Raw genomic sequence first — 24,287 nt, 5'->3', positions numbered from 1 at the left:
CATCCGCCACCAAAGGCGCGAACTGCCGCTCACGCAGGGCGAATACCGCCTGCTGCGCACCCTGCTTCACCGCCCCGGCCGCGTGTTCAGCCGCGAAGAACTGCTCACCGCCATGTTCGGCGGCAACCGCCCCTCCGACCCCCACACCATCAACACCCACATCCGCGCCCTGCGCCACAAACTGCGCGCAGCCGGCATCGCCGACGAACACATCCGTACCCATCACGGGCTGGGGTACAGTTTTAACGAAACCTGAAGTACGGTTTTCAGACGGCCTTTCAAGCTGTCGCAACCATCCACAGGAGTAACGCCATGCCTTCCGCCAAGCTCATCCAAAAACTCAAACCCGCCTTACAAAACCCGCTTCCACCCGAACAAGACGGCATCCTGCTGTGCCTCGATTCCGACAACGTAACGGGCGACAACGCCAAATACATGAAAATGTACAACCACCTCGCCCGTTGGTACGATTTCGGCGAACGCTGGATAGCCCGCCTCAGATACGGCAACAGCATCAACGAGACACGGCGCAGCCTGATGGGCGAACTGGAATGGCGGCAGGATTGCACCGCCCTCTACGTCTCCATCGGCACAGGTACCGATTTAAACCACCTGCCCGCCAACATCGACCCCGCCGCGCTGGACTTGACCGGTGCCGACCTGTCGCTCGGCATGTTGGAACGCTGCCGCGACGTGTGGCAGAAAAAAGCGGCAGGCTTGGACTTGGTACACTGCAACGCCGAAGATTTACCCTTTGCCGACAATATGTTCGACGTCGTATTCCATGTGGGCGGCATCAATTTTTTCAGCGACAAACAAAAAGCCATCAACGAAATGCTGCGCGTCGCCAAGCCCGGCACCAAAATCATGATTGCAGACGAAACCACCGACTTCATCCAACAACAATACAAAAAAAGCCTATTCACGCGGAGCTATTTCCAAGACACCGATTTCGACCTGACACAAATCGAAAACTGCATTCCCGAAACCGTACAGGAAAAGAAAACGCGGCTGCTGTGGAACAACCGCTTTTACTGCATTACCTTCCGCAAACCTGCTTGAAACAGCCGCCGCATTTTATTTTTCAGACGACCTCCAACCTCGAAAAGGCCGTCTGAAAAATAAAATGCAGCCTGCATTCTTCAAACAAAGTGCAGGCTGCTTTTATGCTCTCAGGTAGCCTTTCAGACGACCTTAATGCAGATTTGCTTTAAAGAACTGCTCAAACTTATCAAACGGAATCTTGCCTCGAGTGTTGTCATACAAATCCGTGTGGTTCGCACCCGGCACGATGTACAGCTCTTTGTTTTTGCTGCCCAGAGATTTGAACATGTCTTCGCTGAAATAGCGTGAGTGAGCTTTTTCACCGTGTACGATTAAAGCGGGGGTGCGCAATTCGCCGGCACGTTGCAGGATGGGCATATTGATGAATGCCAGCGGCACTGTGTTTGCCCACGAACCTTGCGGATTGGAATTCACAGCGCGGGGATGGAAGCCGCGTTTGGTGCGGTAGAAATTGGCATATTCGGCGATGAATTTCGGCGTGTCGGCGGTGATGTCTTTTGCCGGGTCAAGGTTGTTGGCGGGCGAAAGAGTGGCGTAGCCGTTTTGCGCGGCTTCCCAGCGGCCGTTGTTCAATTGCACTTTCGTTTGGTAGCGCGCTTCGACATTCATTTGCGGCTGGGCGCGGTCGTAGCTGCCTTGTGCGTTCTGCTTCATGTTGATTTCGTAGCCGTTGGCCATCACGCGGGTCATGTCGTACATGGTGTTGGTGGCGACGGCCTTAATGCGCGTGTCGGATACCGCCGCGTTCAGTGCCATGCCGCCCAAGCCGCAGATGCCCAAGATGCCGATTTCATCGCGGTTCACGAAGTTTTGCAGGCCGAGAAAATCGACAGCAGCGCTGTAATCTTCGGTATTGATGTCGGGCGAGGCCATATTGCGCGGTTCGCCGCCGGATTCACCGAGGTAGGACGGGTCAAATGCCAAGGTTACAAAACCACGTTCTGCCATCGCTTGGGCATATAAACCGCTGGATTGCTCCTTCACCGCGCCGAACGCGCCGGCCACCGCAATTGCGGGCAGTTTCTGACCTGAACGGATATTTTTCGGCACATATAAATCACCAACCAATGTAATACCGTAGCAGTTGCGGAAGGTAACTTTGTGGTGCTCCACTTTATTGGACAGGGGGAAAATTTTGTCCCATTCTTGGGTAAGCTGCATGGTTTAAACTCCTTTCATCGGGGTAATGGATACGTCTGCCAGCGCAGGGGCGGACAAAGTCAATGCAACGGCGGCTGCGGCAGCAGTTTTCAGGAATGATTTTTTAGCTTGATTTTTCATGGGGTTGCTCCGTTATTTGCTTATCGAAGGAGTGCATTATAGGGATGGACTGATTTGCAAACAATGAATAAAATCTGAATTGTTAATTCTAAAATTTGGAACAATTAAGGTGCAGGCTGCCTGAAAAGGTTTTCAGACGGCCTGAACCAATCTCTTGAAATCAAAATGGATAAACTCAACGCCCTAAAACACTTCTGCTCCGCCGCCGAGACCCTGCAATTCCGCGAGACCGCGCTGCGCCTGTCCGTTTCGCCGCAGGTGGTAACGCGTGTGATTGCCGAATTGGAACAACACCTCGGCGAACAGCTTTTTACCCGCAACACACGCAATATCCACCTGACCGAGTTTGGCGCAGCCTTCCTGCCGCGTGCCCAGCAGCTCCTTGCCGACAGCGAAAACCTGTTTTCTGCCGCCAAAGAAAAAGACGAGATACGCGGCATTGTCCGCATTACCGTACCGCAGTGGAACGATAACAACCGCATACTCACCCGCCTGCTGGAAAAATGCGCCGACTATCCCGAACTTCATATCGATTGGCGCAGCAACAACGCCAAACTTAACGCGGTGGAAAACCAACTCGACATCGGCATCCGCATCGGCACACAGGCGGAAGATTTGATGATTGTCCGCAAAATCTGCGACACCACCGACAAAATCGTCGCCTCCCCCGCCTATCTCGCCCGCCACGGCACGCCGCAAAGCCTAGACGAATTAACCGGCCGTTTTCCTGCATCGTCGCTCATTAACGCCAACACCAACCGCCCGTGGGGCTGGCCGCTCAACTCAGAAATGCACGTTTTTCCAAAAAACATCCGTTTCATCACAGACGACCCTGCCAACGAACTCGCCGCCGCACTGGCAGGCAGCGTTGCCGCCTATATCCCGGAACATCTGTGCCGAATCCACCTGCAAAACGGCGAACTGGTGGAACTCTTTCCCGAAATCCCGCGCCGCCCGTGGCAACTCTACATCTACCGCCCGCAACGCACAGTAACTTCCGGGCGCGTGTTAAAGGTATTCGACTGGCTGACGGAAGTATTGCGGGAAATGTATGATAAAGAGGCTACCTGAAAATCCGGCAAGCTCAAGGATAGTCATCAGTTATCGCTAACCTCCTTTTCAGACGGCCTCCAAGCGCGAAAGCCCGACTTAATCACACACACTTTTCAGGCTACCTGAAAGCGAAACGCAACGAAATTGAAACACCGCCCGACTCAATATCAGGCCACGCAACCATATCCATTCAGCCAATCCCATTCTTAAATATTTCAAACACCTCAGCATCCGTCTTTTCTTCGTCCTGCTCGGCATCCTGCTCCTGCTCACTGCCAGCCTGCTCGTGCTCGGCGCGCTTGCCTGGTGGCTTGCCCACAGCATCAACCGCATCCGCCGTTATGCCGAAGCCATGGCCGCCAACCGCCCCGCCACCGCAATTCGGCGACAACTACCTCTACCGCCTCGTCCACGCCGTCGCCCACCTGCGCGACGAACTCGACCACCGCCAACACATTGAAAATTATGTCTTAGGCCTCACCCACGAACTCAAAACCCCGCTCACCGCCCAGCAGGCCGCCCTCGAGCTGCTGCAAGACAGCCCCCTCAGCCCCAACCAGCAGCAGCTGCTCGACCGCATCCGCCGCAACACCGAAAAACAAAAGTAACTCATCGCCCGCCTGCTCGAACTCGCCCGCCTGGAAAACCGCGACAGCCTGAACGATACCCAAACCGTCGATTTGGCCCATCTCGCCGCCCAAGCCGCCCAAGAAAGCCGCGCCGCCCTGCAAGCCAAACAGCTGCACATCGCCCTCAACTGCCCGCCCCGTGCTATCCAAGGCGATCCGCTGCTGCTGCGCCAAGCCATCGACAACCTGCTTTACAACGCCATTGATTTTGCCGAAACCGGCAGCGAAATCCGCCTCAGTCTCACCCGCAGCCGAAACCGCACCGAACTGGCGGTTTACAACCAAGGCAGCCCCGTTCCCGATTACGCGCTGGCCAAAATCCCCCAACGCTTCTACTCGCTCCCCCGCACCGACGGCAGCCGCAGCAGCGGGCTGGGCTTGAGTTTCACCACCGAAATCATGCGCCTGCACCACGGCCGCCTGATGCTCGCCAACCGCGAAAACGGCATGGAAGCGCGGCTGGTGTTCCCCGATGTGAAAGAGGCTACCTGAAACGCAGCCCCGCACAGTTTCTGCGCAGCTCAAGTTTCAGGTAGCCTGCCAGCATTGCGGCACCCCATGCCGCGGCCTGCTGCCGGAAACAGCCCATCTGTCTTGCACCCGTGTATAATCACGCCTCTCACAAAACCAATCTTTCCAACCAATTACGGCTGAAGCAATGTTCCTCCTGCTGGGTAGTAGTGCCGGCGGGAAAAAATAAGCGCTTTAGCCCTATTTAGGAGCAAACACATCATGACTTTAGCCTACTGGTGCATCTTCTTCGCCATTTTCCTGCCCATTTTCTGCGCCGCCTATGCCAAATACCGCGCCGGCTTTTCCCCGGCCGACAACCACAACCCGCGCGCCTTCCTGGCTCATGCCCAAGGCAAGGCCGCCCGCGCCGATGCGGCGCAGCAAAACAGCTACGAAATCTTCCCGCCGTTTGCCGCCGCCGTGATCATCGCCCACGTTACCGGCAACGCCGCCCAGTTCACCATCAACTTCTGGGCGCTGCTCTTCGTGGCCAGCCGCATCGCCTTTATCTATTGCTATATCAACGATAAAGCCACGCTGCGTTCGGCCATGTTCGGCGTGAACCTGCTGTGCATCGTGGCTTTGTTTATTGCGGCAATTTAATTTTCAGGTAGCCTTATGGAACGCCCCGTTAAGGTTTTGTTCGTTTGCCTGGGCAATATCTGCCGCTCGCCGATGGCCGAATATCTCTGCCGCAGCACGGCTGCCGCCCGCGGCCTGCCGGTGCACACCGCCAGTGCGGGCACATCTGGCTGGCACGATGGCGAAGGCATGCACTGCGGCAGCCTGGAAATCCTCTCCGCCGAAGGCATCGACAGCAGCGGCTTTGTGAGCAGCCGCGTACGCGCGCAGGATTTGGCCGATTTCGACTACCTGCTGGCCATGGACGACAACAACCTGGCCGAGCTGGAACAACGCTTCGGCCGCCACCCCGGCAAAATCTTCAAGATTACCGACCTTCTGCCCGATAGCGGTTACAGCCACGTTCCCGACCCGTGGTACACCGGCAACTTCAACGAAACCCGCCGCATCCTCACCGCCTGCTGCACCGCGCTGCTGGATAAGATTGAAAAAGATTTGGCCAACCAGTCCTAGCAGGCAAACGCTAAAAGGCTACCTGAAAGTTTTTCAGGTAGCCTTTGATTACTGCCGTATCGAAGCCCTACCACTCAAACGGCAGTCCAAGTTCTTCGGCCAAGCGGCGCATTTCGTCCAGCGTTTTGGGCAGGATGGGGATGCCGCTTTGTTTGCGTTCGCGGCAGCATTCGGCTTCTTTTTCGCCGTGGATGTAAATCCGCTCTTGGCCGGCGGCTTTTGCCGATTCGCGCAGCTCTTGCAGGTAGGCGCTGAAATGGCTGCGGATAGCTTGGGCATCGCCGAAGATTTCCGGGTTGAAGGCAGCGAAATAGTGGCAGATGCCGGCATGGCTGTTTTTCATGGTGTGGTTGGAAGTGGTGCCTTGCGAGAGGCAGGCGGAGAAGAATTCCACCAGCACGGCATAACCATAGCCTTTGTGGCTGCCAAACAGCTCGCTGCTGCCGCCCAAGGGATACATGCCACCGCCCAGCCCTTGGCGCACGCATTCCACAATAATCTGCGGGTCGGTTTCGTCCACGCCCTGGCTGTTAATTGCCCAGCCAAGCGGAGCGGTTAAGCCTTTTTTGAGGTATACCTCGGGTTTGCCGAAAGCAACCACAGAGGTGGCGGCATCGAGGCTGAAATCGGTCGGGCTGGCGGGAATGGCCACGGCGATGGGGTTGGTGCCCATCATCGGGGTGCGGCCGTAGGTGGGCACCACGATGGGGAAGGAGTTAGTCATGGAAATGCCCACTAGGCCTTGGCTGGCGGCCATGCTGCTGTAGTAGGCGGCGATGCCGTAGTGGTTGGAATTGCGCACCGACACCATGCCGATGCCGTTTTGTTTGGCCTTGTCGATGGCAATCTGCATGGCATAGCGCGATACGAGCTGCCCCATGGCGGCGTGGCCGTCCACTACTGCCGATACGGGCGTTTCAAACACAGTTTCCGGTTTGGCGCCAATGTGTACGAAGCCACCATTGATGTGCTGACGGTACATTTCCAGCCGCTGCGAACCGTGCGTGTCCACACCGCAGAGGTCGGCGGCTACCAGCACATCGGTAATCTGCGCCGCTTCTTCCGGCACGAAGCCGTAAGCCTTAAAGGCGGCCTCGGTGAACGCACGTAGGGCTGCAGCATCAATTTTTTTAATCGTTTGCATTGTTTATCCTCCTCCGCTTCTGCGGCAACAAAAAACTGGTTCCAACCTGATGTGTTCGCCTACTCACTGCCTTGGCAGCAGGCTTGTTATACCTTTATTATACCGCGATTTTCATCCCAGACGGCAACCAATGCAAACCCTGCGTTGAAAGTGGTAGCAAGTGACGGTTTTAACCTCGTTGAAGCTGCACTTTCAGGTAGCCTTTAATCTGTAAACAAACCTACTTTGGCAAGATGTATCCTTGAAAGGCTTAAAAAAAAAGAATATGCTGCACGCACAGCATCACAGGATGCTGTCTATGTTATCGGAAATGGGGCGGCCAGCCCCATACTATTGTTTAGGAGAACCAACGAAATGGCTAAAAATCTGAACGTTTTCGACCGCGAATACGGTCTGCTCATCAATGGCGAGTGGACAAAGCCCGGCAATCTGCTGGAATCGCACAACCCCGCCAACGGCGAGCTCTTGGCTAAATTCACCGACGCCACCGACGCCGGTGTGGATGCCGCTGTGGCCGCTGCACAGGCTGCGTTTAAAACCTGGCGCAAAACCACCACCGCCGAGCGCGCCGCCATTCTGAACAAAATTGCCGATGTGATTGATGAGAATGCCGAACTTTTCGCCCTGCAGGAAACGCTCGATAACGGCAAACCCATCCGTGAAACCCGCGCTGCCGACATTCCATTGGCCTCCGACCACTTCCGCTATTTCGCCAGCGTAATTCGCGGCGAAGAAGGCAGCGCCAACCAACTGGATGAAGAAGATCTCTCCATCGTATTGCGCGAGCCCATCGGCGTGGTTGGCCAAATCATTCCGTGGAACTTCCCCTTCCTCATGGCTGCCTGGAAAATTGCTCCCGCGCTGGCCGCTGGCTGCACCATCGTTATCCACCCCTCTTCCAGCACCTCACTGAGCCTGCTCTCCTTTGCCCAAAAAGTAAACCACCTGCTGCCCAAAGGCGTGCTCAACGTGATTACCGGCAAAGGCAGCAAATCCGGCGAATACATGCTGCACCACAAAGGCTTCAACAAGCTCGCCTTCACCGGCTCCACCGAAGTGGGCCGCCGCGTGGGCATCGCCGCTGCCGAGCTGCTGATTCCTTCTACTCTGGAATTGGGCGGCAAATCTGCCAACATCTTCTTCGACGACATGCCTTTCGACAAAGCCTTGGAAGGCGCGCAAAAAGGTATTTTGTTCAACCAAGGCCAAGTGTGCTGTGCCGGTTCGCGCATTTTCGTGCAGGAAGGCATTTACGACAAATTCGTAGCCGCCCTGTCTGAAGAGTTCAAGAAAGTGAAAGTCGGCCTGCCTTGGGAAGACGACACCCAAATGGGCGCCCAAGTGAACGCCGGCCAGCTCAACACCATCCTGAAGTATGTGCAAATCGGCGAACAAGAAGGCTGCCGCATCATTACCGGCGGTAAAAAAGTAGAAGGCGAGCTGGGCAAAGGCGAATTTGTTGAGCCCACCCTGATTGCTGCCGACAGCAACAACAGCCGCATCGCCCAAGAAGAAATCTTCGGCCCGGTAGCCACCATGATTAAATTCAAAACCGAAGAAGAAGTTATCCAGCTGGCCAACGACAGCGAATACGGCCTCGGCGGCGGCGTGTGGACGCGCGACATCAACCGCGCCCTGCGCGTATCCCGCGCCCTGGAAACCGGCCGCGTGTGGGTGAACTGCTACAACCGCCTGCCCGCCGGCGCCCCCTTCGGCGGCTACAAAACTTCCGGCATCGGCCGCGAAACCCACAAAATGATGCTCGAAGCCTACACCCAGGTGAAAAATATCTACATCAGCACTCGCGAAGAGCGCGAAGGCATGTATTAATTACTTTGCCTGATTGCAATGCAAAAGCTGCCGGTATCCCGGCAGCTTTTTTGCGTGATCGATGGGCGTTGCTATGTCGATAGGCTATCTGCGTGTTTTAAGATTTTCAGGTAGCCTTTGCGCATCACGCTTCCTGTTTAAAGGCTACCTAAAAATTAATCTATAGCTGAAATAAATATTTCAGCTATAGATTAAATATTCCTGCCATACAGCTTTAGCTACCTTGTATGGAGAAAGCTGCTTCGGTATAGTGCCGTTTATTTTTCGAGGAGAATCACTTAATGCACATTCTACCTTTTTCCATGCCGGTTAAGCCCTTTAAAATGCGCGGCATCGGGCCGCATCGGCCGATTATAATGGCTTTGGTGGCGTTGTTGTTGATACTGCCGGTTGGCGCAATATTTGTTGCGTGGCAGAGTCATGTTGCCACCGAAATCTATCAAGACTACCAAATCGGCCAACACGCTGTGCCAGTAAATGCGCGGATCGATGGTGAATGCAGCACTCGCAAATCCATCTTCACCAGCTGCAAAACTACCATCACATACCGCGATCATACGGTGAAAAAATCCTTTAGCTTTTTCGGTACTGGCGGCGATATTTATGCCCGCGCAGTGGCCGACGCCAACGATCCCTCGCGCCTGACGCTGGATGTGGCGGTGGAAAAAGTGGGCAACCGCAGTATGGGTGTGCTGCTGCTTGGCGGGCTGGGGCTGTTGATGATTGGCGCTGCGTTTTATGTTGCGCTAGTGCGTGTGCCGCGCTACCGCCGGATTTTGGCTGCCATCAACCGACCCGAAGCCCAGCCTTGGCAGCTGGCCGCCGTGCCCTGCCTGAGTACCGGCAATGCGGGTAAAGACGCGGTATATCAAGCGGAAATCGACGGCAAAACCCATAAGATCGGCCTCAGCTTCGGCAAACAGGAAAACCGTGCTTGGACGTTTCAAACCCCCGGCGGGCAGCACTACCTGCTGGCTTTCGTGCCCAATGGCGGCGGCGTGCCGGTGGCGCTGGATAGAAAGCTGCTGGCGGTAGCAGGCTTGAACAAGGAAGAGAAAAGCAAGCTGGCTGCCGAATTGAAGCGGGCGGCAGCAGCGGCAAAGGCAGAATGCTAGTGTGCGGTTTGGCATAAAATAGAGGCTACCTGAAAACGCATTTCCGGGTTTTCAGGTAGCCTTTCCCGCTATAATAGCGCCCGTTTTCCAATTCAAACCAAACCATGAAAACCGCCAAACGTTATCCCTTTCCCGCCCTGTTACGCCAACGCCTGCAGCTGTATTTTGCTGACCAAGCCCGGCTGCCCGGCAGCCCGAGTGAGGCGCAATTCCGCCGCTGGGCATGGCAGGCCCTGAAATCGCAGTACCGCCGTGCCGAAATCGGCCTGCTGCTGCTCGATGAAGAAACCGCCCGCGCCTACAACCGCGACTACCGCCAAAAAGACTACGCCACCAACGTGCTCAGCTTTGCGCTGGATGAAGGCGAGCAGGCCGCTTTGGCCGGGCTTTCAGGTAGCATGCCTGTTTTGCGCGGCGACCTGGTTATCTGCCCGCAGGTGGTGGCGCGCGAGGCTGCCGAACAGGACAAAACCCTAGAAGCACACTTTGCCCACCTCACCCTGCACGGCGTGTTGCACCTGATGGGATACGACCACATCGAGCCCGATGAATCCGAAGCCATGGAGGCACTTGAAATCCGCCTGATGAATCAGTTAGGATACCCCAACCCCTACGCACAGGATGCAGACTGAAATGGACGACCACCCGGCCAAGCCCGGATTTTTTGAACGGCTGTTCGGCCGCCTCGCCGGCGACGGCCCCGATTCCCCCGAAGACATACTCGTCCTGCTGCGCCAAGCGCGCGAACAGAAAATCTTCGATGAAGACACCCAGCAATGGCTGGAAAAAATCATTGATTTCCGCGGGCTGGAAGTGCGCGACGCCATGATCAGCCGCGCCCAGATGGACGTGGTGAAGGCCGGCGACAGCATCAGCCGCATCATCGCCTATGTGGTGGGCACCACCCACTCCCGCTTCCCCGTGATTGCCGACGACAAAGACAACGTGCTCGGCATCCTGCACGCCAAAGACCTGCTCAAATACACCCTCAATCCCGAACAGTTCAAGCTCGAAAACGTGCTGCGCCCGGCCGTGTTTGTGCCCGAGGGCAAGCCGTTGAACGTGTTGCTTAAAGAGTTCCGCGATATGCACAACCACCTGGCCGTGGTGGTGGACGAATACGGCAGCATCAGCGGCCTGGTAACGCTGGAGGATGTAATCGAGCAGATTTTGGGCGACATTGAAGACGAGTTCGACGAAGACGACAGCGCGGATAATATCTTCGCCGTTTCCCCCGACCGCTGGCGCATCAACGCCGTTACCGAAATCGAAGACGTAAACGAATTCTTCGGCACGGACTACAGCGACGAAGAAGTGAACACCATCGGCGGGCTGGTGATTAAAGAGCTTGGCCACCTGCCCGTGCGCGGCGAAAAAGCCGTTATCGGCCCGCTGCAATTCACCGTGGCCCGCGCCGACAACCGCCGCCTGCACACATTGATGGCGGTGAAAGCCAAGCCCGAATAAGCCCGCACGATAAAGGCTACCTGAAACCGGATTTCCATTTTTCAGGTAGCCTTTTGTTCCAACGTGCCCTTATGGTGAATGTATGCATAGAATCATAGGATATAGAGAATTACGTACAGGAACTGGCGAAGCTGTTGAGATTACCTTGCATCAGCCCATTTTTTCCGACGAATACAAGGCATATATTTGCCAATATAAAATAAGCAAACATGATTATTTGGATGAGGGCAGGGTAATCGGTGAAGATATGCTGCAAGCTATTTAGCCATGATCAAACTCGGTGTTATCCTGTCTCACACAGATTATTGGAAAAAGGAAGATTTATCTTGGTATGGGGACAAAAATCTTGGGTTTCCCTTACCCGATCATTTAAACTAGCGAGTAGCAACTGCATTTTTAACCCCGTCGGGCAAAAATTAAGCACGGGGCAAAGCGGCAAGCCGCAGGCAGTACGGCAAGGCGAGCCGACGCCGTATGAGGAAATAAGCAATTTGGCTATAATGCCGCCGTATTCCAGCCCAACACGCCCAAAAGCAACAGCATAAGGATTTTCAGGTAGCCTTCCGCCATGACCAAAAGGCTACCTGAAATTTATATCACAAGGATTCAAAATGGTTTTCTCCTCCCTCCTCACCCTGCTCGACGACATCGCCTCCGTGCTCGACGACGTGGCCTTGATGACCAAAGTGGCCGCCAAAAAAACCGCCGGTGTGGTGGGCGACGATTTGGCGCTCAATGCCAACCAGGTAACCGGCGTGCGCGCCGACCGCGAGCTGCCCATCGTGTGGGCGGTGGCCAAGGGCTCGCTGGTGAACAAGCTGATTCTGATTCCCGCCGCCCTGCTGCTTTCCGTGTTCGCGCCCGCGCTGATTACGCCGCTCTTAATGCTCGGCGGCGGCTATTTGTGTTTCGAAGGCGTGGAAAAACTGCTGCACAAGCTGATGCACCGCCGCGACGGCAGCGCCCACAGCGTGCCCGACGAATTGATAGACGAAAACGCCAAAATCAAAGGCGCCATCCGCACCGACTTCATCCTCTCCGCCGAAATCGTCATCATCGCCCTGGGCGTGGTGGCCGAATCCAGCCTCACCACCCAAATCATCAGCCTGCTGCTCATCGGCATCGGGCTCACCATATTTGTGTATGGCATCGTAGCGCTGATTGTGAAGGCCGACGACTTCGGCTTCGCCCTGATGCGCCGCCCGGCCACCGCCGCCGTAGGCAAAGCCATTATTTTGTTTATGCCGTGGTTTATGCGCGGCGTCAGCATCATCGGCACGCTGGCCATGTTCCTCGTGGGCGGCGGCATTTTTGCCCACAATTGGGGTGCGCTGCACCATTGGCTGCACGAACACCACTGGGACAGCGGCCTCACCAGCACGCTTGCCTACCTAATCACCGGCCTCGTCGTGGGCGCGGTTGCCTGCGCGGTGGTGTTGCCGCTGATGAAATTGTGGGAAAAGCGGCGGCAGAATTGATTTGGTGCATAGCACAATGGAAAGGCTACCTGAAACTTTTAGCTTCGCAGAAGCTTTGTTGCGCTGCGTTTTCAGGTAGCCTTTTTCTTATCTGGGTTGGATGCTTAATATCCGGCAAAGCATTCGATTCTTTCAATATAGCGAATTAAAATAAGAATGCTAGTGCCTTGGCTCGCTTGGTTGCTCTAGCTGTATTATCTGAGGCTTACTGCCTTGCTCCATTCCCATTTGCACAGTAATAAAGGCTACCTGAAAGTTTCAGGTAGCCTTTTCATTGCCTACACAAACGCTGGTTTAATCGCCTGCGGCCATCAGGTGGGCGTTGCCGCCGGCGGCGGTGGTGTTGATGCTGCAGGAGGTTTCTTCAAACAGCTGCAGCACGTCCACGCCGTGTTGGGCGTTGATGATGCGCACCAGTGCGCCGTCGCTGCCGGCCAGTGTCTGTTTGAGTTCCACCGGCAATTCTTCCAGGGCAACCACGTGGCTGATGCCGGCGGAAGCCGGAGTGGCGGAGGTTTCCAGCAGGTCGGCAGCCTGTTCGGCATAGGCGGCCAAGGGATGCTGGTCGGACACGAGGGCGGTGATGCCGGAGCCGGCAAGCTCAACCCAGGCAGCGAAGGCTTGCGGCAGGCTGCCGCCATAGAGCCATACGCGTTTGGGCGCCTGCCAGCTCAACACGTTGTGTTCGCCGGTGGGGCCGCGCAACACTTGCTCGGCTTGGCGCAGGGTGTGTACGCGGGCGCGGCCGAGGCTGCCGGCCAAGTCCAGTTTCTGTTCTTGGGTGAGCGGCAGGCTTTGCAGCAGGCTTTGCAGGCGGTTGAGCGCGTCTTCGTCGGCCTGGCCGCTGCGGGTGAGCGGGGGCGTGCGCCAGCTGTTGAGGCGGCTGAGGCGTTGCAGGTAGAAGGGGCCGCCGGCTTTGGGGCCGGTGCCGGAGAGGCCGTGGCCGCCGAAGGGCTGCACGCCTACCACGGCACCGACGATGTTGCGGTTCACATAAAGGTTGCCGGCTTCGATGCGGCTGCGGATGTGTTCCACCGTGCCGTCGATGCGGCTGTGGATACCGCCGGTGAGGGCGTAGCCTTTGGCGTTGATTTGGTCGATGAGCTGGTCGAGCTCGTCGGCGCGGTAGCGGATAACGTGCAGGATCGGGCCGAACACTTCGCGCTGCAAATCGTTCAAATTGTTCAATTCAAACAGGGTGGGCGCGATGAAGGTGGCGTTATCGGCATTTTCAGGTAGCCTGATTTGATGGCTGGATTTGGCGATGCCTTTCATGCGGTCGATGTGGCTTTGCAGATTGGCCTGCGCTTCGGCATCGATTACCGGGCCGATATCGGTGCTCAGCTCGGCGGGGTTGCCCACGCGCAATTCGTCCATCGCGCCGCGAATCATGTTCACCATGCGGTCGGCCACGTCTTCCTGCACGCACAAAATACGCAGGGCGGAGCAACGCTGGCCGGCGCTGTCGAAGGCGGAGGCGAGCACGTCAACGCATACTTGTTCGGCCAGCGCGGTGCTGTCCACAATCATGGCGTTCTGGCCGCCGGTTTCGGCGATCAGCACGGGTTGGCCGCTGCGGCGGGCAAGCGATTGGTTAATGAGGCGGGCCACTTCGGTAGAGCCGGTGAACACCACGCCGTTGATGCGTTCGTCTTGCGTGAGGGCAGCGCCCACATCGCCCGCACCAAGCACAAGCTGCAGCACGTTGCGCGGAAAGCCGGCTTCGTGCATCAGCTGCACGGCGCGGTAGGCGATCAGGCTGGTTTGTTCGGCGGGTTTGGCCACCACGGTGTTGCCTACGGCCAATGCGGCCACCACTTCGCCGGTGAAGATGGCCAGCGGGAAGTTCCACGGGCTGATAGTGACGATGGTGCCCACGCCTTGGCTGTTTTCAGGTAGCGTGTGTTCGGCTTCGTCGGCGTAGTAGCGGCAGAAATCCACAGCTTCGCGCACTTCGGCGATGGCGTTGTTCAGCGTTTTGCCGGCTTCGCGCACGGCCAAGGCCATCAGCTCGGGCATGTGCGCTTCCATCAGGTCGGCCAGGCGGCGCAGCATGTTGGCGCGTTCGGCGGCGGAAACGGCAGCCCAGCTGCTTTCGGCGGCTTTGGCGGCGGCGATGATTTCCGGCACGGCGGCGGCTTCCACGAAGGCGGCGCTGCCCACCACTTCGCTGTGGTCGGCCGGATTGCACACTTCATGCGCGGCCTGAGTTTTGGCGGCTACGGCCAAAAGCGGCACGGCGTGCAAGGGCATGGCGGCAGTGCTGTTCATAACGGTTTGCAACTCTTGCAGCGTGCTTTCATTGCTCAGGTCGAGGCCTTGCGAATTGAGGCGGGCGCTGCCATACAGATTGCGCGGCAGCGGCAGGCTGTTGTTGGGGTGGATGCCTTGTTCGGCCAGGGTGTCAAACGGGCTGCGGATGAGGGTATCGATGCTGATGTTTTCATCCACGATTTGGTTTACAAACGAGGTGTTCGCGCCGTTTTCCAGCAGGCGGCGCACCAAGTAGGCCAGCAGGGTTTCATGCGTGCCCACCGGCGCATACACGCGCACGCGCCGTCCCAAGTTCTGCGGGCCGACTACTTGGTCGTACAGGGTTTCGCCCATGCCGTGCAGGCATTGGTGTTCGAACTGTTTGCCTTTGCCCATTTGGTAAATTGCGGCTAGGGTGTAGGCGTTGTGGGTGGCGAATTGCGGGAACACGGCATCTTGCGCATCGAGCAGTTTGCGCGCGCAGGCCAGGTAGGAAATGTCGGTGTGGACTTTGCGAGTGTAGGTGGGATAGCCGTTCATACCGTCCACCTGCGCCCATTTGATTTCGCTGTCCCAATACGCGCCTTTCACCAGGCGGATCATCAGTTTCTGATTATTGCGGCGGGCAAGGTCGATTAAATAGTCGATCACGAAGGGGCAGCGTTTCTGATAAGCCTGCACCACGAAGCCGATGCCGTGGTAGCCGGCCAGGTCGGGGTCGGAAACCAGGGCTTCCATCAAGTCGAGCGAGAGTTCGAGGCGGTTGGCTTCTTCGGCGTCGATGTTGATGCCGATATCGTATTTTTTACCGAGCAGGAACAATTCTTTCAGGCGCGGCAGCAGCTCGCCCATCACGCGGTCGTGCTGGGCGCGGGAATAGCGCGGGTGGATGGCGGAGAGTTTGACGGAAATGCCATTGCCTTCATAAATGCCTTTGCCGGCGGCATCTTGGCCGATGGCATGGATGGCGTTGACGTAGTCTTGATAATAGCGTTCGGCATCGGCATCGGTCATGGCGGCTTCGCCGAGCATATCGAAGGAATAGAGATAGCCGAGTTTTTCGCGTTCTTTACCGTTTTTCAGGGCTTCGGCGATGGTTTGGCCGGTAACGAACTGCTTGCCGAGCATACGCATGGCGTAGTCCACGCCCTTGAGGATGAGCGGCTCGCCGCCTTTGCTCACGATGCGGGTGAGCGCGTTGCCGAGGCTCTGCCCGCTGGGGGCTACAGCCAGTTTGCCGGTGACCAGTAAGCCCCAGGCGGCGGCGTTTACAAATAGAGAGGGGCTGTTGCCGAGGTGGCTTTTCCAATCGCCGCCGGAGATTTTGTCGTGGATAAGTTTGTTACGGGTGGCTTTATCGGGAATACGCAGCAGGGCTTCAGCCAAACACATCAGGGCGATGCCTTCTTCGCTGGAAAGGGAGAACTCGTGCATCAATGCGTCCACCCCGCTGGCGCGGCGCCGCTCTTCGCGCACCTGCTTCACCAGCCGGCGGGCGAGCCGGTCGGCGGCGGTACGCTCGTCTTGGCTCATCTGGGCGCGTTCGAGCATATCCTGCACGGCTTCAACTTCGTCGCGGCGGTAGGCATCGGTAACGGCTTGGCGCAGGCTGGTTTGTTGGGGATGGGCAAACTGGAACATGGTTGGTCTCCGTGGTTGGCGGGGCTGCCCGATAAACCGCTTTTCAGGTAGCCTCTGTTTCGTTATGAATAGCTGCTTGGTTTGAACGTCGGTAAAATGGCATCATAAACCAAACTGCGGATAATGTGAAAGAATGTTTGGCAGGGGTGGGGGTTGGTTAATCGGTTAAGGGCTACCTGAAAAGGCCGGAAGCGGTTTCAGCTAGCCTGAAGCCTTTTGATACGGGCAGTTTGAAGGCTACCTGAAAACTTTTCAGGTAGCCTTTTGCCGCCCTTTATTTTGCGGCGCGGGAATCCGCATCGGCTTTTTCAAAGCGTTGGCAGATTTCCTCGGAAGGTGCTTTGCCAACCAGCGATACAGCCACGGCAGTCAGGCCGCAGGCGATGAAGCCAGGGATGATTTCATACAGCGTAGCCATGCCGGCATTGGCCAGCGCAGGATTCACTACCTGCACCCACAACACCACCACCGCAGCGCCGGCAATCATGCCTGCCAATGCGCCGTTGGCGGTCATGCGTTTCCAGAACAAGGAAAGGATGACGATGGGGCCGAATGCCGCGCCGAAGCCTGCCCAGGCAAATTCCACCAGTTGCAGCACTTTGCTTTCGGGGTCGGCGGCAATCAGGATGGCAATAACAGCCACCGCCAGCACCATTACGCGACCCACCCACACCAATTCTTTCTGCGGCGCATTCGGGCGCAGGAAGCCTTTATAGAAGTCTTCGGTGATGGCGCTGGAACACACTAAAAGCTGGCAAGACAAGGTAGACATCACGGCCGCCAGAATCGCGCTCAAAATCACGCCGGCAATCCACGGGTTAAACAACAGGGTGGACAAGGCGATGAATACGCGCTCATGGTTACCCTGCATGGCAGCAGCTTGCTCGGGGTGAGCGCCAAAGTAGGCAATACCGTAATAGCCCACGGCCACTGCACCGCCCAAACACAAAACCATCCAAGTCATGCCGATGCGGCGCGCGCCCACCAGCGATTTCACGCTTTCGGCAGCCATGAAACGCGCCAGAATGTGTGGCTGGCCGAAGTAGCCCAAGCCCCAGGCGGCGGTGGAAATGATGCCGATGAAAGTCGTGCCGTGCAGCAGGCTGCCGTATTCCTTGCCGCTGGCAGCGGCAGCAGTTTGAATGATGGCGGACACTTCATCCGCACCGCCCGCACCCAAATACACCATCACTGGCGTGAGCAGCAGGGCGAAAATCATCAGTGTGGCCTGTACAGTATCTGTCCAGCTCACCGCCAGGAAGCCGCCGATAAAGGTGTAGGCAATGGTGGCGCCCGCGCCCAGCCACATGGCGCTGGTGTAGCTCATGTCGGTAAACAGGCTTTGGAACAGACGTGCACCGGCCACAATGCCGCTGGCGCAATAAATAGTGAAGAAAAACAGAACGATGAACGCGGAAATCACTTTCATTGCCTGCCCGTGAGCACCGAAACGGTGGTGGAAATAATCAGGCAGGGTGAGCGCGTTGTTGTTGTATTCGGTGTGCACGCGCAGCCGCCCGGCCACCAAGAGCCAGTTGAGATACGCGCCGATAATCAGGCCGATGGCAATCCAAGATTTGCTCAGGCCGCTCAAATACACTGCGCCCGGCAGGCCCATCAGCAGCCAGCCCGACATATCCGAAGCGCCGGCCGACATAGCAGTAACAAACGGGCCCAGGCTGCGGCTGCCGAGGATATAGTCGTCGAAATTGCGGGTGGAGAAATAGGCTGCGAGGCCGATTAACAGAACGGCAACCAGATAGATGCCGAAGGTGATATACATCGGGTTCATGAGCTGCTCCTTGTTATTTTCTTTAATTTCCCGAGGCAACTTGAGATGTGGCTGCCTGTTGCAAAAGTAAGCGGCTTGGTTTCGCTTATACTGGGAAACAACAAAAGCAGTCAATATGTATAAAAAACTTGCAATAGGAAAGTAGGATAAATGCAATTTAAGAATGAGAAAGATCGCCTGATTGCTGGCCTAAGTAGGCGGTGATATTAGGATAGGTTGGAAGTTGATAAGACATGAAAAAAGCTCCCTTGAGTTAGCTTGATCAGAGAGAGCTAGTCCGGCCTTATTGTGAAAATAATGCCTGTTTGGCAAAGATACCGTCAGGACTAGCCCCCCGACGGCGCGATATATAAAGGCTACCTGAAAGCGCAGTTCCAGGAGCTTAAACGATGTCTTGGCTAAGCCAAGGCTAGTGGTTTCTGCGAGGCTAAAGCGCGAGCTTTGATGAGGCGCAAAACTTGCCATCGAAACAAACCGCACAGGCAAAATGTAAACCCGGAGAGGCTACCTGAAAACTGTTTTACGTTTTCAGGTAGCCTCTCCCCTGCCCCGCCAAGCAAAAACCATGCCGAACGGGTTTGTGCCCGTGCTAGAGCATGTTATCATGGGTCTAATTCGAAATTGAGATTGCCCGCATGAGCCCTATTCTGCCTGAACTGCCTGAATACCTGCGCCGCCGCGCCGCCGAAATCAAACTGCTGATTATGGACGTGGACGGCGTGCTCACCGACGGCCGCATCTTCATCCGCGACAATGGTGAAGAAATCAAGGCCTTCCACACGCTCGACGGGCACGGCATCAAAATGCTGCACCAATGCGGCGTACAAACCGCCATCATCACCGGCCGCGACGCCCCTTCTGTGGCCGTGCGCGCCAAACAGCTCGGCATCCATCACTACTTCAAAGGCATCAGCGACAAACGCGCCGCCTACGCCGAACTGCGCGAAACCGCCGGCGTGGCCGAACACGAATGCGCCTACATCGGCGACGACGTGGTGGATTTGCCCGTGATGGTGCGCTGCGGCCTGCCCGCGGCTGTGCCTGAAGCGCACGAATGGGTATTGCAACACGCTGCCTACATCACCCGCCGCCCGGCCGGCGCCGGCGCCGTGCGCGAATTGTGCGAAGTCATCATGCAGGCCAAAGGCTACCTGAAAACCGCTTGGGAGCAATACACAGAATGATTAAACGATTCGGCGGCTGGTGGTTTCCGCTGGTGTTGGCACTCGCGCTCGGCGGCGTGAGCTTCTGGCTCGACCGCATCAGCCAGCTTGAAACCGAAGAAACCCCGCTCGATCCGCACGAGCCGCAATACCAGATTTTCGGCATCCGAGGCCGCCGCTTTGCCGCCGACGGCAGCCTGGCCCAGCAGCTCACCGCCACCCGCGCTTGGCAGTTTCCCAACCGCCAAGACGGCTATTTGGCCGAACCCAACGTGATGTTTTCGCAAGGCGGGCAGATGGTGTACCGCATCACCGCCGATCAGGCACACTATATCGGCGGCGAAAACCAAGTAGTATTTGAGAAAAACGTGGTGTTTGACAAACCCGCTATGAACGGTCAGCCTGCCGGCCGCCTCGAAACCGACAGCCTCACCGTCAACACCCAAACCCAAACCGCCCACACCCAAGATTTGGTGAACTATCAATACGGCGCCTCCCACGGCACCGCCCAAGGTATGACCTACAACCACAAACAAGGATTGCTTAACCTCTCCTCCCGCATTAAGGCCGTGATTTATGACCCCAAACAACAAGATTAAACCCGCCCGCGCCCTCCTTCTTGCTGCTGCCTTGCTGCTGCCCGCCACGGCTTCTGCGCTCACCTCCGACCGCAACCAGCCCATCCAAATCGAAGCCGACCAAGGCTCGCTCGACCAAGGCAACCGCAGCACCGAATTTTCTGGCAACGTGGTTATCCAGCAGGGCACCATGTATATCCGTGCCGCCAAAGTGCGCGTGGTGAAAGCCGCCGACGGTGCGCAAACCATGACCGCCTCCGGCAGCCCCGTACACTTCGGCCAGCAGCTCGACCGCCAAGGCACTGTGAAAGGCCTGGCTGCCCGCGTGGAATACCAATCCGCCACCGGCATTGTGAAACTCAGCGGCGGCGCCAAGCTCGAACGCGGCGGCGACCGGGCCAGCGGCGATACCATTACCTACAATACCCGCACCGAAGTTTATACTGTGCTGGGCGGCAGCCGCAGCAACGCCAACAAAGGCCGCGTGAGCATCACCATCCAGCCGCAGCAGAAATAAGGGAGGCGGGATGAAGGCCGAAACCCTGTTTGCCGAAATGGCCGAACGCTACCGCGCCGCGCCCGACCATCCCTTTTCCCGCTTCCCCGGATACGCCGTATTCCGCCACAGCGGCAGCCGCAAATGGTTTGGCGTGTATCTGCCCGTGCCGGCGGAAAAGCTCGGGCGCGCCCCCGGCCGCACCGTGCCCCTGCTCAATGTGAAATGCCGCCCCGAACACATCGGTGCCATGCGCGCCCAAGCCGGTATCCTGCCTGCCTACCACATGAGCAAAGAACACTGGCTGAGCATCGAATTGGAACAGGCCGACGACGTGCTGATTCGCCAACTGATTGACGACAGCTTCCGCCTCACGCAGGGCAAAGCCAAGATCAGGAAACAGGCTACCTGAAAGCCTGCAATACCAGTTTCAGGTAGCCTCAAACGGTTTCAGGCAGCCCGCATTTGAGGCTACCTGAAAAAATAAAACACCTTTTGCATCGCTGAACAAGATGTTCAGGTAGCCCCACACCGCACAGGCTACCTGAAACCGAAAACCAAGCAAGCATGAATATCCGCGTCTTCCTCTTAGCCTGCCTAGCCATGCTGATCGCTTGCGCCGCCCCGCAGCCTGCAGCCATTGCCACACCAAGCATGTCCGGCGCCCAGCCGGAACAGCAAGCTGCCGACCGCGTGCTGATTGTGTTATACGACCCCGCTGTCGGCGCGGAGCCGCTGCTTCAGGCCGTGCGCGAAATGCAGGCCGAGCTGGTGTACCGTTATACAAACATCAACGGCATTGCCGCCCGCATCCCGCCGCCGCAGGAGATGGCGCAGGCCATCCATCGCCTGGAACGCGTACCGGGCGTGTTGCAGGTGCAGCGCGACCAAATGATGCAGCTGCAAAACCCTGCCGCACATTGAAACCGCGTATGGCAGCCCTATTTTTCAGGTAGCCTCAGCGCTGCTCGTGATACCCAACAAACACAAGGGAAAACCAAACCATGACCACACCGCACAGCCGCCTCAGCGTTAAACAGCTGCGCAAAAGCTTCAAACAGCGCCAAGTGGTGCAGGATTTCTCGCTCGATATCGAAAGCGGCGAAGTAGTCGGCCTGCTCGGCCCCAATGGCGCGGGCAAAACCACCAGCTTTTATATGATTGTCGGCCTGGTGGCTGCCGATCACGGCATCATCCGGCTAGACGAGCACGAGCTGCGCCACATGACCGTGTATCAGCGCGCCCGCTTAGGCCTGGGCTATCTGCCGCAGGAAGCCTCAATTTTCCGCAAGATGACGGTAGAAGAAAACATCCGCGCCATCCTGCAATTGCATGAAACCGACCGCCATACCATCGAATCGCGCCTCAACGACCTGCTGGCCGACCTGAACATTACCCACTTGCGGCAAAGCCCCGCCCCCGCCCTCTCCGGCGGCGAACGGCGCCGCGTGGAAATCGCCCGTGTGCTGGCCATGAGCCCGCGTTTCATCCTGTTGGACGAACCCTTCGCCGGCGTCGATCCGATTGCCGTTATCGACATTCAAAACATCATCAACTTCCTCAAACAGCGCGGCATCGGCGTGCTGATTACCGACCACAACGTGCGCGAAACCCTGCGCATCTGCGATCGGGCCTATATCATCAACAACGGCGCCGTGCTGGCCAGCGGCCGCCCCGAAGAATTGGTGGGCAACGAAGAAGTACGTGCCGTGTATTTGGGCGAAAACTTCGATTACTAAGGTTTCAGGTAGCCTCAAATGACCCAGCAATCCGTCAAACTCAAACTGCGCCAAACCCAGCAGCTCAATCAGAAGCAGCAGCAATCATTGCGCATTTTGCATATGTCGTCGCTGGAATTAGCCGAAGAAGTGGAAAGCTGGCTGGCCGACAACCCCCTGCTCGAACGACCAGAACACGACCCGGCCTACAGCGGCGAGCCCGAACCCCATTATTCCGCCGCCATACCGGTTACCCGCAAAACCAACAGCATGGAAGAGAGCGACGTGTGGGAAACCGTGGCCGACGAAGCCGATTTCTCCCGCATGCTGCACGAGCAGGTGTGCGAACACCCGCTAGACGAAAACCAAGCGGCCCGCGTGCATTTGCTGATCGATTATCTCGATGACCAAGGCTACCTGAATGACAGCCTCACCGACATCGTGGAAAACTCTCCGCTGGAATGGATGCTCGATGAGGACGACATGGCCGAAGCCCTGCGCCATCTGCAGCAGTTCGATCCCGCCGGCGTGGGTGCGCGCGATTTGGGCGAATCATTATTGCTCCAGCTGGCGCGGCAGCAGCCGGACGACACTGTATTCTGCGCCGTGCAGCTGGTGAAACACTTCCTGCCCGACATCGTCAAAAGCAGCCTGCCGCCGCAAGTGCGCAAAAAATTCCCCCAATACAGCGCCGCCACCATCGAAGCCGCCCAAGCCCTCGTCGCCTCCCTCAACCCCTTCCCCGCCTACGGCCTTTCCGGTTCCGGCCACACCGAATACGTCGATCCCGACGTATGGATCCGCCCCGATCCCGAAACCGGCAAATGGACGGTGGGCATGTACCGCCAGGCCTGGCCGCAGGTGCAGCTCAATCAGGAATATTCCGACCTGCTCGCCGAATATGGCAGTGAAGCGCCGGAGTTGAAACAAAAGCTCAATGAGGCTAAAGTATTGCTAAGCTCGCTGGAGCAGCGCAAAAGCACTGTGTTGCGGCTGGCCGAAACCATTTTGGAGCGTCAGGCCGACTTCTTCTCTTTCGGCGCCATCGGTCTCGTGCCACTCACCATTAAAGAAACCGCCGCCAACCTCGGCCTGGCCGAAAGCACTGTGTCCCGCGCCGTAAACCAAAAATATTTGGCTTGCCCGCAAGGCGTATTTCCGCTACGCTATTTTTTCAGCCAGGCAGCCGCCTACAGCAGCGAAGAAGACAGCGACGGCATCAGCGCCAACGCAGTAAAAGCCCTTATCGAAAGCCTGATTGCCGCCGAAGACAAACGCAAGCCGCTCTCCGACCAAGCCATGTCCGAGAGGCTCGCTCTGCAAGGTATCATACTCGCCAGGCGCACTGTGGCCAAATATCGCGAAGAACTCAATTTCCCGCCTGCGCACCAACGCAAGCAGAAAGCCTAGCTTGCCGCCGCGCGCAGCCAACCCACCTGTAAAGGAGTGAGCTATGAACCTGAAAATCAACGGAATCAACATCGAAGTGACCGATGCTCTGAGAGGCTATATCAACGGTAAACTCGAGCGCATCGTCCGCCACAGCGACAACGTGATTTCCGCCACCGTTACCCTGTCGGTGGACAAACTGGTGCAGAAAGCAGAAGTGGATTGGCATATGGCCGGCAAAGACCTGCACCTCGACCAAACCGACAAAGACATGTATGCTGCCATCGACCTCTTGGTAGACAAACTCGACCGCGCCGTACTCAAACATAAAGAGAAAAAACAGCAGCACCGCGCCGAACCCAGCGGCAAAGTGAGCATCGAATAAGCTTTGAACCGCCCGATAGGGCATAGATAAAGCAGGCTGCAAAGCCTGCTTTTTTACTAGAACGGGAGGATTGGAAAAGGCTACCTGAAAACCAAACTGCCCCATTTCGCCCGTTTGCGCCGCCCAACCGTTTATAAGATAATGGCAGCGTTTTATGCAGCTGGCACAGCTGCCCGATTTTCCCAACCAAATAACTGAAACC

Annotated in this window: 25 protein-coding genes; 21 read left to right on the top strand and 4 right to left on the bottom strand. The window is 57.0% G+C overall.

Features of this window, described 5'->3' with window-relative positions:
- Position 1 precedes the first annotated feature (1 nt).
- Both EZJ17_RS09300 and EZJ17_RS09295 read left to right on the top strand, forming a co-directional pair.
- On the top strand, positions 2-256 hold the full coding sequence (locus EZJ17_RS09300) for a winged helix-turn-helix domain-containing protein (RefSeq protein WP_346265220.1): 255 nt from the start codon (positions 2-4) through the stop codon (positions 254-256).
- A gap of 56 nt (positions 257-312) precedes the next feature.
- Positions 313-1,062 carry a class I SAM-dependent methyltransferase gene (locus EZJ17_RS09295; RefSeq protein ID WP_067439890.1) on the top strand — a complete coding sequence of 250 codons (750 nt, stop codon included), beginning with the start codon at positions 313-315 and terminating at the stop codon, positions 1,060-1,062.
- Between the two features lie 132 nt (positions 1,063-1,194).
- On the opposite strand, the gene EZJ17_RS09290 is transcribed toward EZJ17_RS09295, so the two are convergent.
- The gene (locus EZJ17_RS09290) at positions 1,195-2,226 is read right to left on the bottom strand and encodes an alpha/beta hydrolase (RefSeq protein ID WP_240746203.1); all 1,032 of its coding nucleotides are present in this window, start codon (positions 2,224-2,226) and stop codon (positions 1,195-1,197) included.
- Between the two features lie 285 nt (positions 2,227-2,511).
- Here EZJ17_RS09290 and EZJ17_RS09285 point away from each other — a divergent pair, with 285 nt between their 5' ends.
- The 5 genes from EZJ17_RS09285 to EZJ17_RS09270 all read left to right on the top strand — a co-directional run bounded on the left by EZJ17_RS09285 (position 2,512) and on the right by EZJ17_RS09270 (position 5,636).
- Positions 2,512-3,417 carry a LysR family transcriptional regulator gene (locus tag EZJ17_RS09285; RefSeq protein WP_067439893.1) on the top strand — a complete coding sequence of 302 codons (906 nt, stop codon included), beginning with the start codon at positions 2,512-2,514 and terminating at the stop codon, positions 3,415-3,417.
- 323 nt (positions 3,418-3,740) lie between these two features.
- Entirely contained in the window at positions 3,741-4,007 is a 267-nt protein-coding gene (locus EZJ17_RS10700) for a histidine kinase dimerization/phospho-acceptor domain-containing protein (RefSeq protein ID WP_231868142.1), read from the top strand.
- Between the two features lie 72 nt (positions 4,008-4,079).
- Complete coding sequence (locus tag EZJ17_RS10695) at positions 4,080-4,520, top strand: ATP-binding protein (RefSeq protein ID WP_231868143.1); 441 nt, start codon at positions 4,080-4,082, stop codon at positions 4,518-4,520.
- A 240-nt stretch (positions 4,521-4,760) separates the two neighbouring features.
- On the top strand, positions 4,761-5,144 hold the full coding sequence (locus EZJ17_RS09275; protein ID WP_067439896.1) for an MAPEG family protein: 384 nt from the start codon (positions 4,761-4,763) through the stop codon (positions 5,142-5,144).
- A 15-nt stretch (positions 5,145-5,159) separates the two neighbouring features.
- Positions 5,160-5,636 (top strand): low molecular weight protein-tyrosine-phosphatase, encoded by a 477-nt coding sequence (locus EZJ17_RS09270; RefSeq protein ID WP_067439899.1) that lies wholly within the window; start codon positions 5,160-5,162, stop codon positions 5,634-5,636.
- 67 nt (positions 5,637-5,703) lie between these two features.
- Here EZJ17_RS09270 and EZJ17_RS09265 read toward each other — a convergent pair whose 3' ends face one another.
- The gene (locus EZJ17_RS09265) at positions 5,704-6,780 is read right to left on the bottom strand and encodes an Ldh family oxidoreductase (protein WP_067439902.1); all 1,077 of its coding nucleotides are present in this window, start codon (positions 6,778-6,780) and stop codon (positions 5,704-5,706) included.
- A 354-nt stretch (positions 6,781-7,134) separates the two neighbouring features.
- Between EZJ17_RS09265 and EZJ17_RS09260 the strand changes: the two genes are divergently transcribed.
- The 6 genes from EZJ17_RS09260 to EZJ17_RS09235 all read left to right on the top strand — a co-directional run bounded on the left by EZJ17_RS09260 (position 7,135) and on the right by EZJ17_RS09235 (position 12,670).
- A complete protein-coding gene (locus EZJ17_RS09260; protein WP_067439905.1) occupies positions 7,135-8,610 on the top strand; it encodes an aldehyde dehydrogenase family protein in 1,476 nt (491 codons plus the stop codon).
- 323 nt (positions 8,611-8,933) lie between these two features.
- Entirely contained in the window at positions 8,934-9,725 is a 792-nt protein-coding gene (locus EZJ17_RS09255; protein WP_151086461.1) for a hypothetical protein, read from the top strand.
- Positions 9,726-9,829: 104 nt separating this feature from the next.
- Complete coding sequence (gene ybeY, locus EZJ17_RS09250) at positions 9,830-10,357, top strand: rRNA maturation RNase YbeY (RefSeq protein ID WP_067439911.1); 528 nt, start codon at positions 9,830-9,832, stop codon at positions 10,355-10,357.
- 1 nt (position 10,358) lies between these two features.
- Entirely contained in the window at positions 10,359-11,192 is an 834-nt protein-coding gene (locus EZJ17_RS09245; RefSeq protein WP_067439914.1) for a CorC family transporter, read from the top strand.
- A gap of 82 nt (positions 11,193-11,274) precedes the next feature.
- Positions 11,275-11,457 carry a DUF6968 family protein gene (locus EZJ17_RS10690; RefSeq protein WP_231868033.1) on the top strand — a complete coding sequence of 61 codons (183 nt, stop codon included), beginning with the start codon at positions 11,275-11,277 and terminating at the stop codon, positions 11,455-11,457.
- A 346-nt stretch (positions 11,458-11,803) separates the two neighbouring features.
- Positions 11,804-12,670, top strand: coding sequence for a DUF808 domain-containing protein (locus tag EZJ17_RS09235; RefSeq protein WP_151086459.1), 867 nt, complete (start codon positions 11,804-11,806; stop codon positions 12,668-12,670).
- A gap of 294 nt (positions 12,671-12,964) precedes the next feature.
- On the opposite strand, the gene putA is transcribed toward EZJ17_RS09235, so the two are convergent.
- Together putA and putP are read right to left on the bottom strand one after the other, a co-directional pair.
- A complete protein-coding gene (gene putA, locus EZJ17_RS09230) occupies positions 12,965-16,564 on the bottom strand; it encodes a bifunctional proline dehydrogenase/L-glutamate gamma-semialdehyde dehydrogenase PutA (RefSeq protein WP_067444367.1) in 3,600 nt (1,199 codons plus the stop codon).
- A gap of 274 nt (positions 16,565-16,838) precedes the next feature.
- The gene (gene putP, locus EZJ17_RS09225; RefSeq protein WP_067439923.1) at positions 16,839-18,356 is read right to left on the bottom strand and encodes a sodium/proline symporter PutP; all 1,518 of its coding nucleotides are present in this window, start codon (positions 18,354-18,356) and stop codon (positions 16,839-16,841) included.
- Between the two features lie 635 nt (positions 18,357-18,991).
- Here putP and EZJ17_RS09220 point away from each other — a divergent pair.
- The 8 genes from EZJ17_RS09220 (at position 18,992) to hpf (ending at position 24,085) form a co-directional block, all read left to right on the top strand.
- The gene (locus tag EZJ17_RS09220) at positions 18,992-19,540 is read left to right on the top strand and encodes a KdsC family phosphatase (protein WP_064104118.1); all 549 of its coding nucleotides are present in this window, start codon (positions 18,992-18,994) and stop codon (positions 19,538-19,540) included.
- A complete protein-coding gene (gene lptC / locus EZJ17_RS09215; protein ID WP_067439926.1) occupies positions 19,537-20,118 on the top strand; it encodes an LPS export ABC transporter periplasmic protein LptC in 582 nt (193 codons plus the stop codon). Before EZJ17_RS09220 ends, lptC begins: the two co-directional genes overlap by 4 nt.
- Complete coding sequence (lptA, locus tag EZJ17_RS09210) at positions 20,096-20,614, top strand: lipopolysaccharide transport periplasmic protein LptA (protein ID WP_197478830.1); 519 nt, start codon at positions 20,096-20,098, stop codon at positions 20,612-20,614. The genes lptC and lptA overlap by 23 nt, the downstream gene beginning before the upstream one ends.
- Before the next feature lie 10 nt (positions 20,615-20,624).
- Entirely contained in the window at positions 20,625-21,005 is a 381-nt protein-coding gene (locus EZJ17_RS09205; protein WP_067439929.1) for an MmcQ/YjbR family DNA-binding protein, read from the top strand.
- A 155-nt stretch (positions 21,006-21,160) separates the two neighbouring features.
- Positions 21,161-21,517 carry a protease inhibitor I9 family protein gene (locus EZJ17_RS09200; RefSeq protein WP_067439932.1) on the top strand — a complete coding sequence of 119 codons (357 nt, stop codon included), beginning with the start codon at positions 21,161-21,163 and terminating at the stop codon, positions 21,515-21,517.
- An 80-nt stretch (positions 21,518-21,597) separates the two neighbouring features.
- On the top strand, positions 21,598-22,332 hold the full coding sequence (gene lptB, locus EZJ17_RS09195; protein ID WP_067439935.1) for an LPS export ABC transporter ATP-binding protein: 735 nt from the start codon (positions 21,598-21,600) through the stop codon (positions 22,330-22,332).
- An 18-nt stretch (positions 22,333-22,350) separates the two neighbouring features.
- Positions 22,351-23,721, top strand: a complete 1,371-nt coding sequence (gene rpoN / locus EZJ17_RS09190; RefSeq protein ID WP_067439938.1) for an RNA polymerase factor sigma-54 — start codon at positions 22,351-22,353, stop codon at positions 23,719-23,721.
- Between the two features lie 43 nt (positions 23,722-23,764).
- Entirely contained in the window at positions 23,765-24,085 is a 321-nt protein-coding gene (hpf, locus tag EZJ17_RS09185; protein WP_067439941.1) for a ribosome hibernation-promoting factor, HPF/YfiA family, read from the top strand.
- Positions 24,086-24,287 lie beyond the last annotated feature (202 nt).

The organism is Eikenella exigua (genome assembly GCF_008805035.1).
GTDB classification, from domain to species: Bacteria; Pseudomonadota; Gammaproteobacteria; order Burkholderiales; family Neisseriaceae; genus Eikenella; species Eikenella exigua.
The sequence above is the reverse complement of the archived record's forward strand: the minus strand, read 5'-3'. Positions and strand labels throughout refer to the sequence as shown.

Excerpts from the sequence above, each read along its gene's own strand:
- EZJ17_RS09295 (WP_067439890.1), top strand. The coding sequence starts at position 313 with ATGCCTTCCGCCAAGCTCATCCAAAAACTCAAACCCGCCTTACAAAAC.
- EZJ17_RS09290 (WP_240746203.1), bottom strand. The coding sequence starts at position 2,226 with ATGCAGCTTACCCAAGAATGGGACAAAATTTTCCCCCTGTCCAATAAA.
- EZJ17_RS09285 (WP_067439893.1), top strand. The coding sequence starts at position 2,512 with ATGGATAAACTCAACGCCCTAAAACACTTCTGCTCCGCCGCCGAGACC.
- EZJ17_RS10700 (WP_231868142.1), top strand. The coding sequence starts at position 3,741 with ATGCCGAAGCCATGGCCGCCAACCGCCCCGCCACCGCAATTCGGCGAC.
- EZJ17_RS09275 (WP_067439896.1), top strand. The coding sequence starts at position 4,761 with ATGACTTTAGCCTACTGGTGCATCTTCTTCGCCATTTTCCTGCCCATT.
- EZJ17_RS09270 (WP_067439899.1), top strand. The coding sequence starts at position 5,160 with ATGGAACGCCCCGTTAAGGTTTTGTTCGTTTGCCTGGGCAATATCTGC.
- EZJ17_RS09265 (WP_067439902.1), bottom strand. The coding sequence starts at position 6,780 with ATGCAAACGATTAAAAAAATTGATGCTGCAGCCCTACGTGCGTTCACC.
- EZJ17_RS09260 (WP_067439905.1), top strand. The coding sequence starts at position 7,135 with ATGGCTAAAAATCTGAACGTTTTCGACCGCGAATACGGTCTGCTCATC.
- EZJ17_RS09255 (WP_151086461.1), top strand. The coding sequence starts at position 8,934 with ATGCGCGGCATCGGGCCGCATCGGCCGATTATAATGGCTTTGGTGGCG.
- ybeY (WP_067439911.1), top strand. The coding sequence starts at position 9,830 with ATGAAAACCGCCAAACGTTATCCCTTTCCCGCCCTGTTACGCCAACGC.
- EZJ17_RS09245 (WP_067439914.1), top strand. The coding sequence starts at position 10,359 with ATGGACGACCACCCGGCCAAGCCCGGATTTTTTGAACGGCTGTTCGGC.
- EZJ17_RS10690 (WP_231868033.1), top strand. The coding sequence starts at position 11,275 with ATGCATAGAATCATAGGATATAGAGAATTACGTACAGGAACTGGCGAA.
- EZJ17_RS09235 (WP_151086459.1), top strand. The coding sequence starts at position 11,804 with ATGGTTTTCTCCTCCCTCCTCACCCTGCTCGACGACATCGCCTCCGTG.
- putA (WP_067444367.1), bottom strand. The coding sequence starts at position 16,564 with ATGTTCCAGTTTGCCCATCCCCAACAAACCAGCCTGCGCCAAGCCGTT.
- putP (WP_067439923.1), bottom strand. The coding sequence starts at position 18,356 with ATGAACCCGATGTATATCACCTTCGGCATCTATCTGGTTGCCGTTCTG.
- EZJ17_RS09220 (WP_064104118.1), top strand. The coding sequence starts at position 18,992 with ATGAGCCCTATTCTGCCTGAACTGCCTGAATACCTGCGCCGCCGCGCC.
- lptC (WP_067439926.1), top strand. The coding sequence starts at position 19,537 with ATGATTAAACGATTCGGCGGCTGGTGGTTTCCGCTGGTGTTGGCACTC.
- lptA (WP_197478830.1), top strand. The coding sequence starts at position 20,096 with ATGACCCCAAACAACAAGATTAAACCCGCCCGCGCCCTCCTTCTTGCT.
- EZJ17_RS09205 (WP_067439929.1), top strand. The coding sequence starts at position 20,625 with ATGAAGGCCGAAACCCTGTTTGCCGAAATGGCCGAACGCTACCGCGCC.
- EZJ17_RS09200 (WP_067439932.1), top strand. The coding sequence starts at position 21,161 with ATGAATATCCGCGTCTTCCTCTTAGCCTGCCTAGCCATGCTGATCGCT.
- lptB (WP_067439935.1), top strand. The coding sequence starts at position 21,598 with ATGACCACACCGCACAGCCGCCTCAGCGTTAAACAGCTGCGCAAAAGC.
- rpoN (WP_067439938.1), top strand. The coding sequence starts at position 22,351 with ATGACCCAGCAATCCGTCAAACTCAAACTGCGCCAAACCCAGCAGCTC.
- hpf (WP_067439941.1), top strand. The coding sequence starts at position 23,765 with ATGAACCTGAAAATCAACGGAATCAACATCGAAGTGACCGATGCTCTG.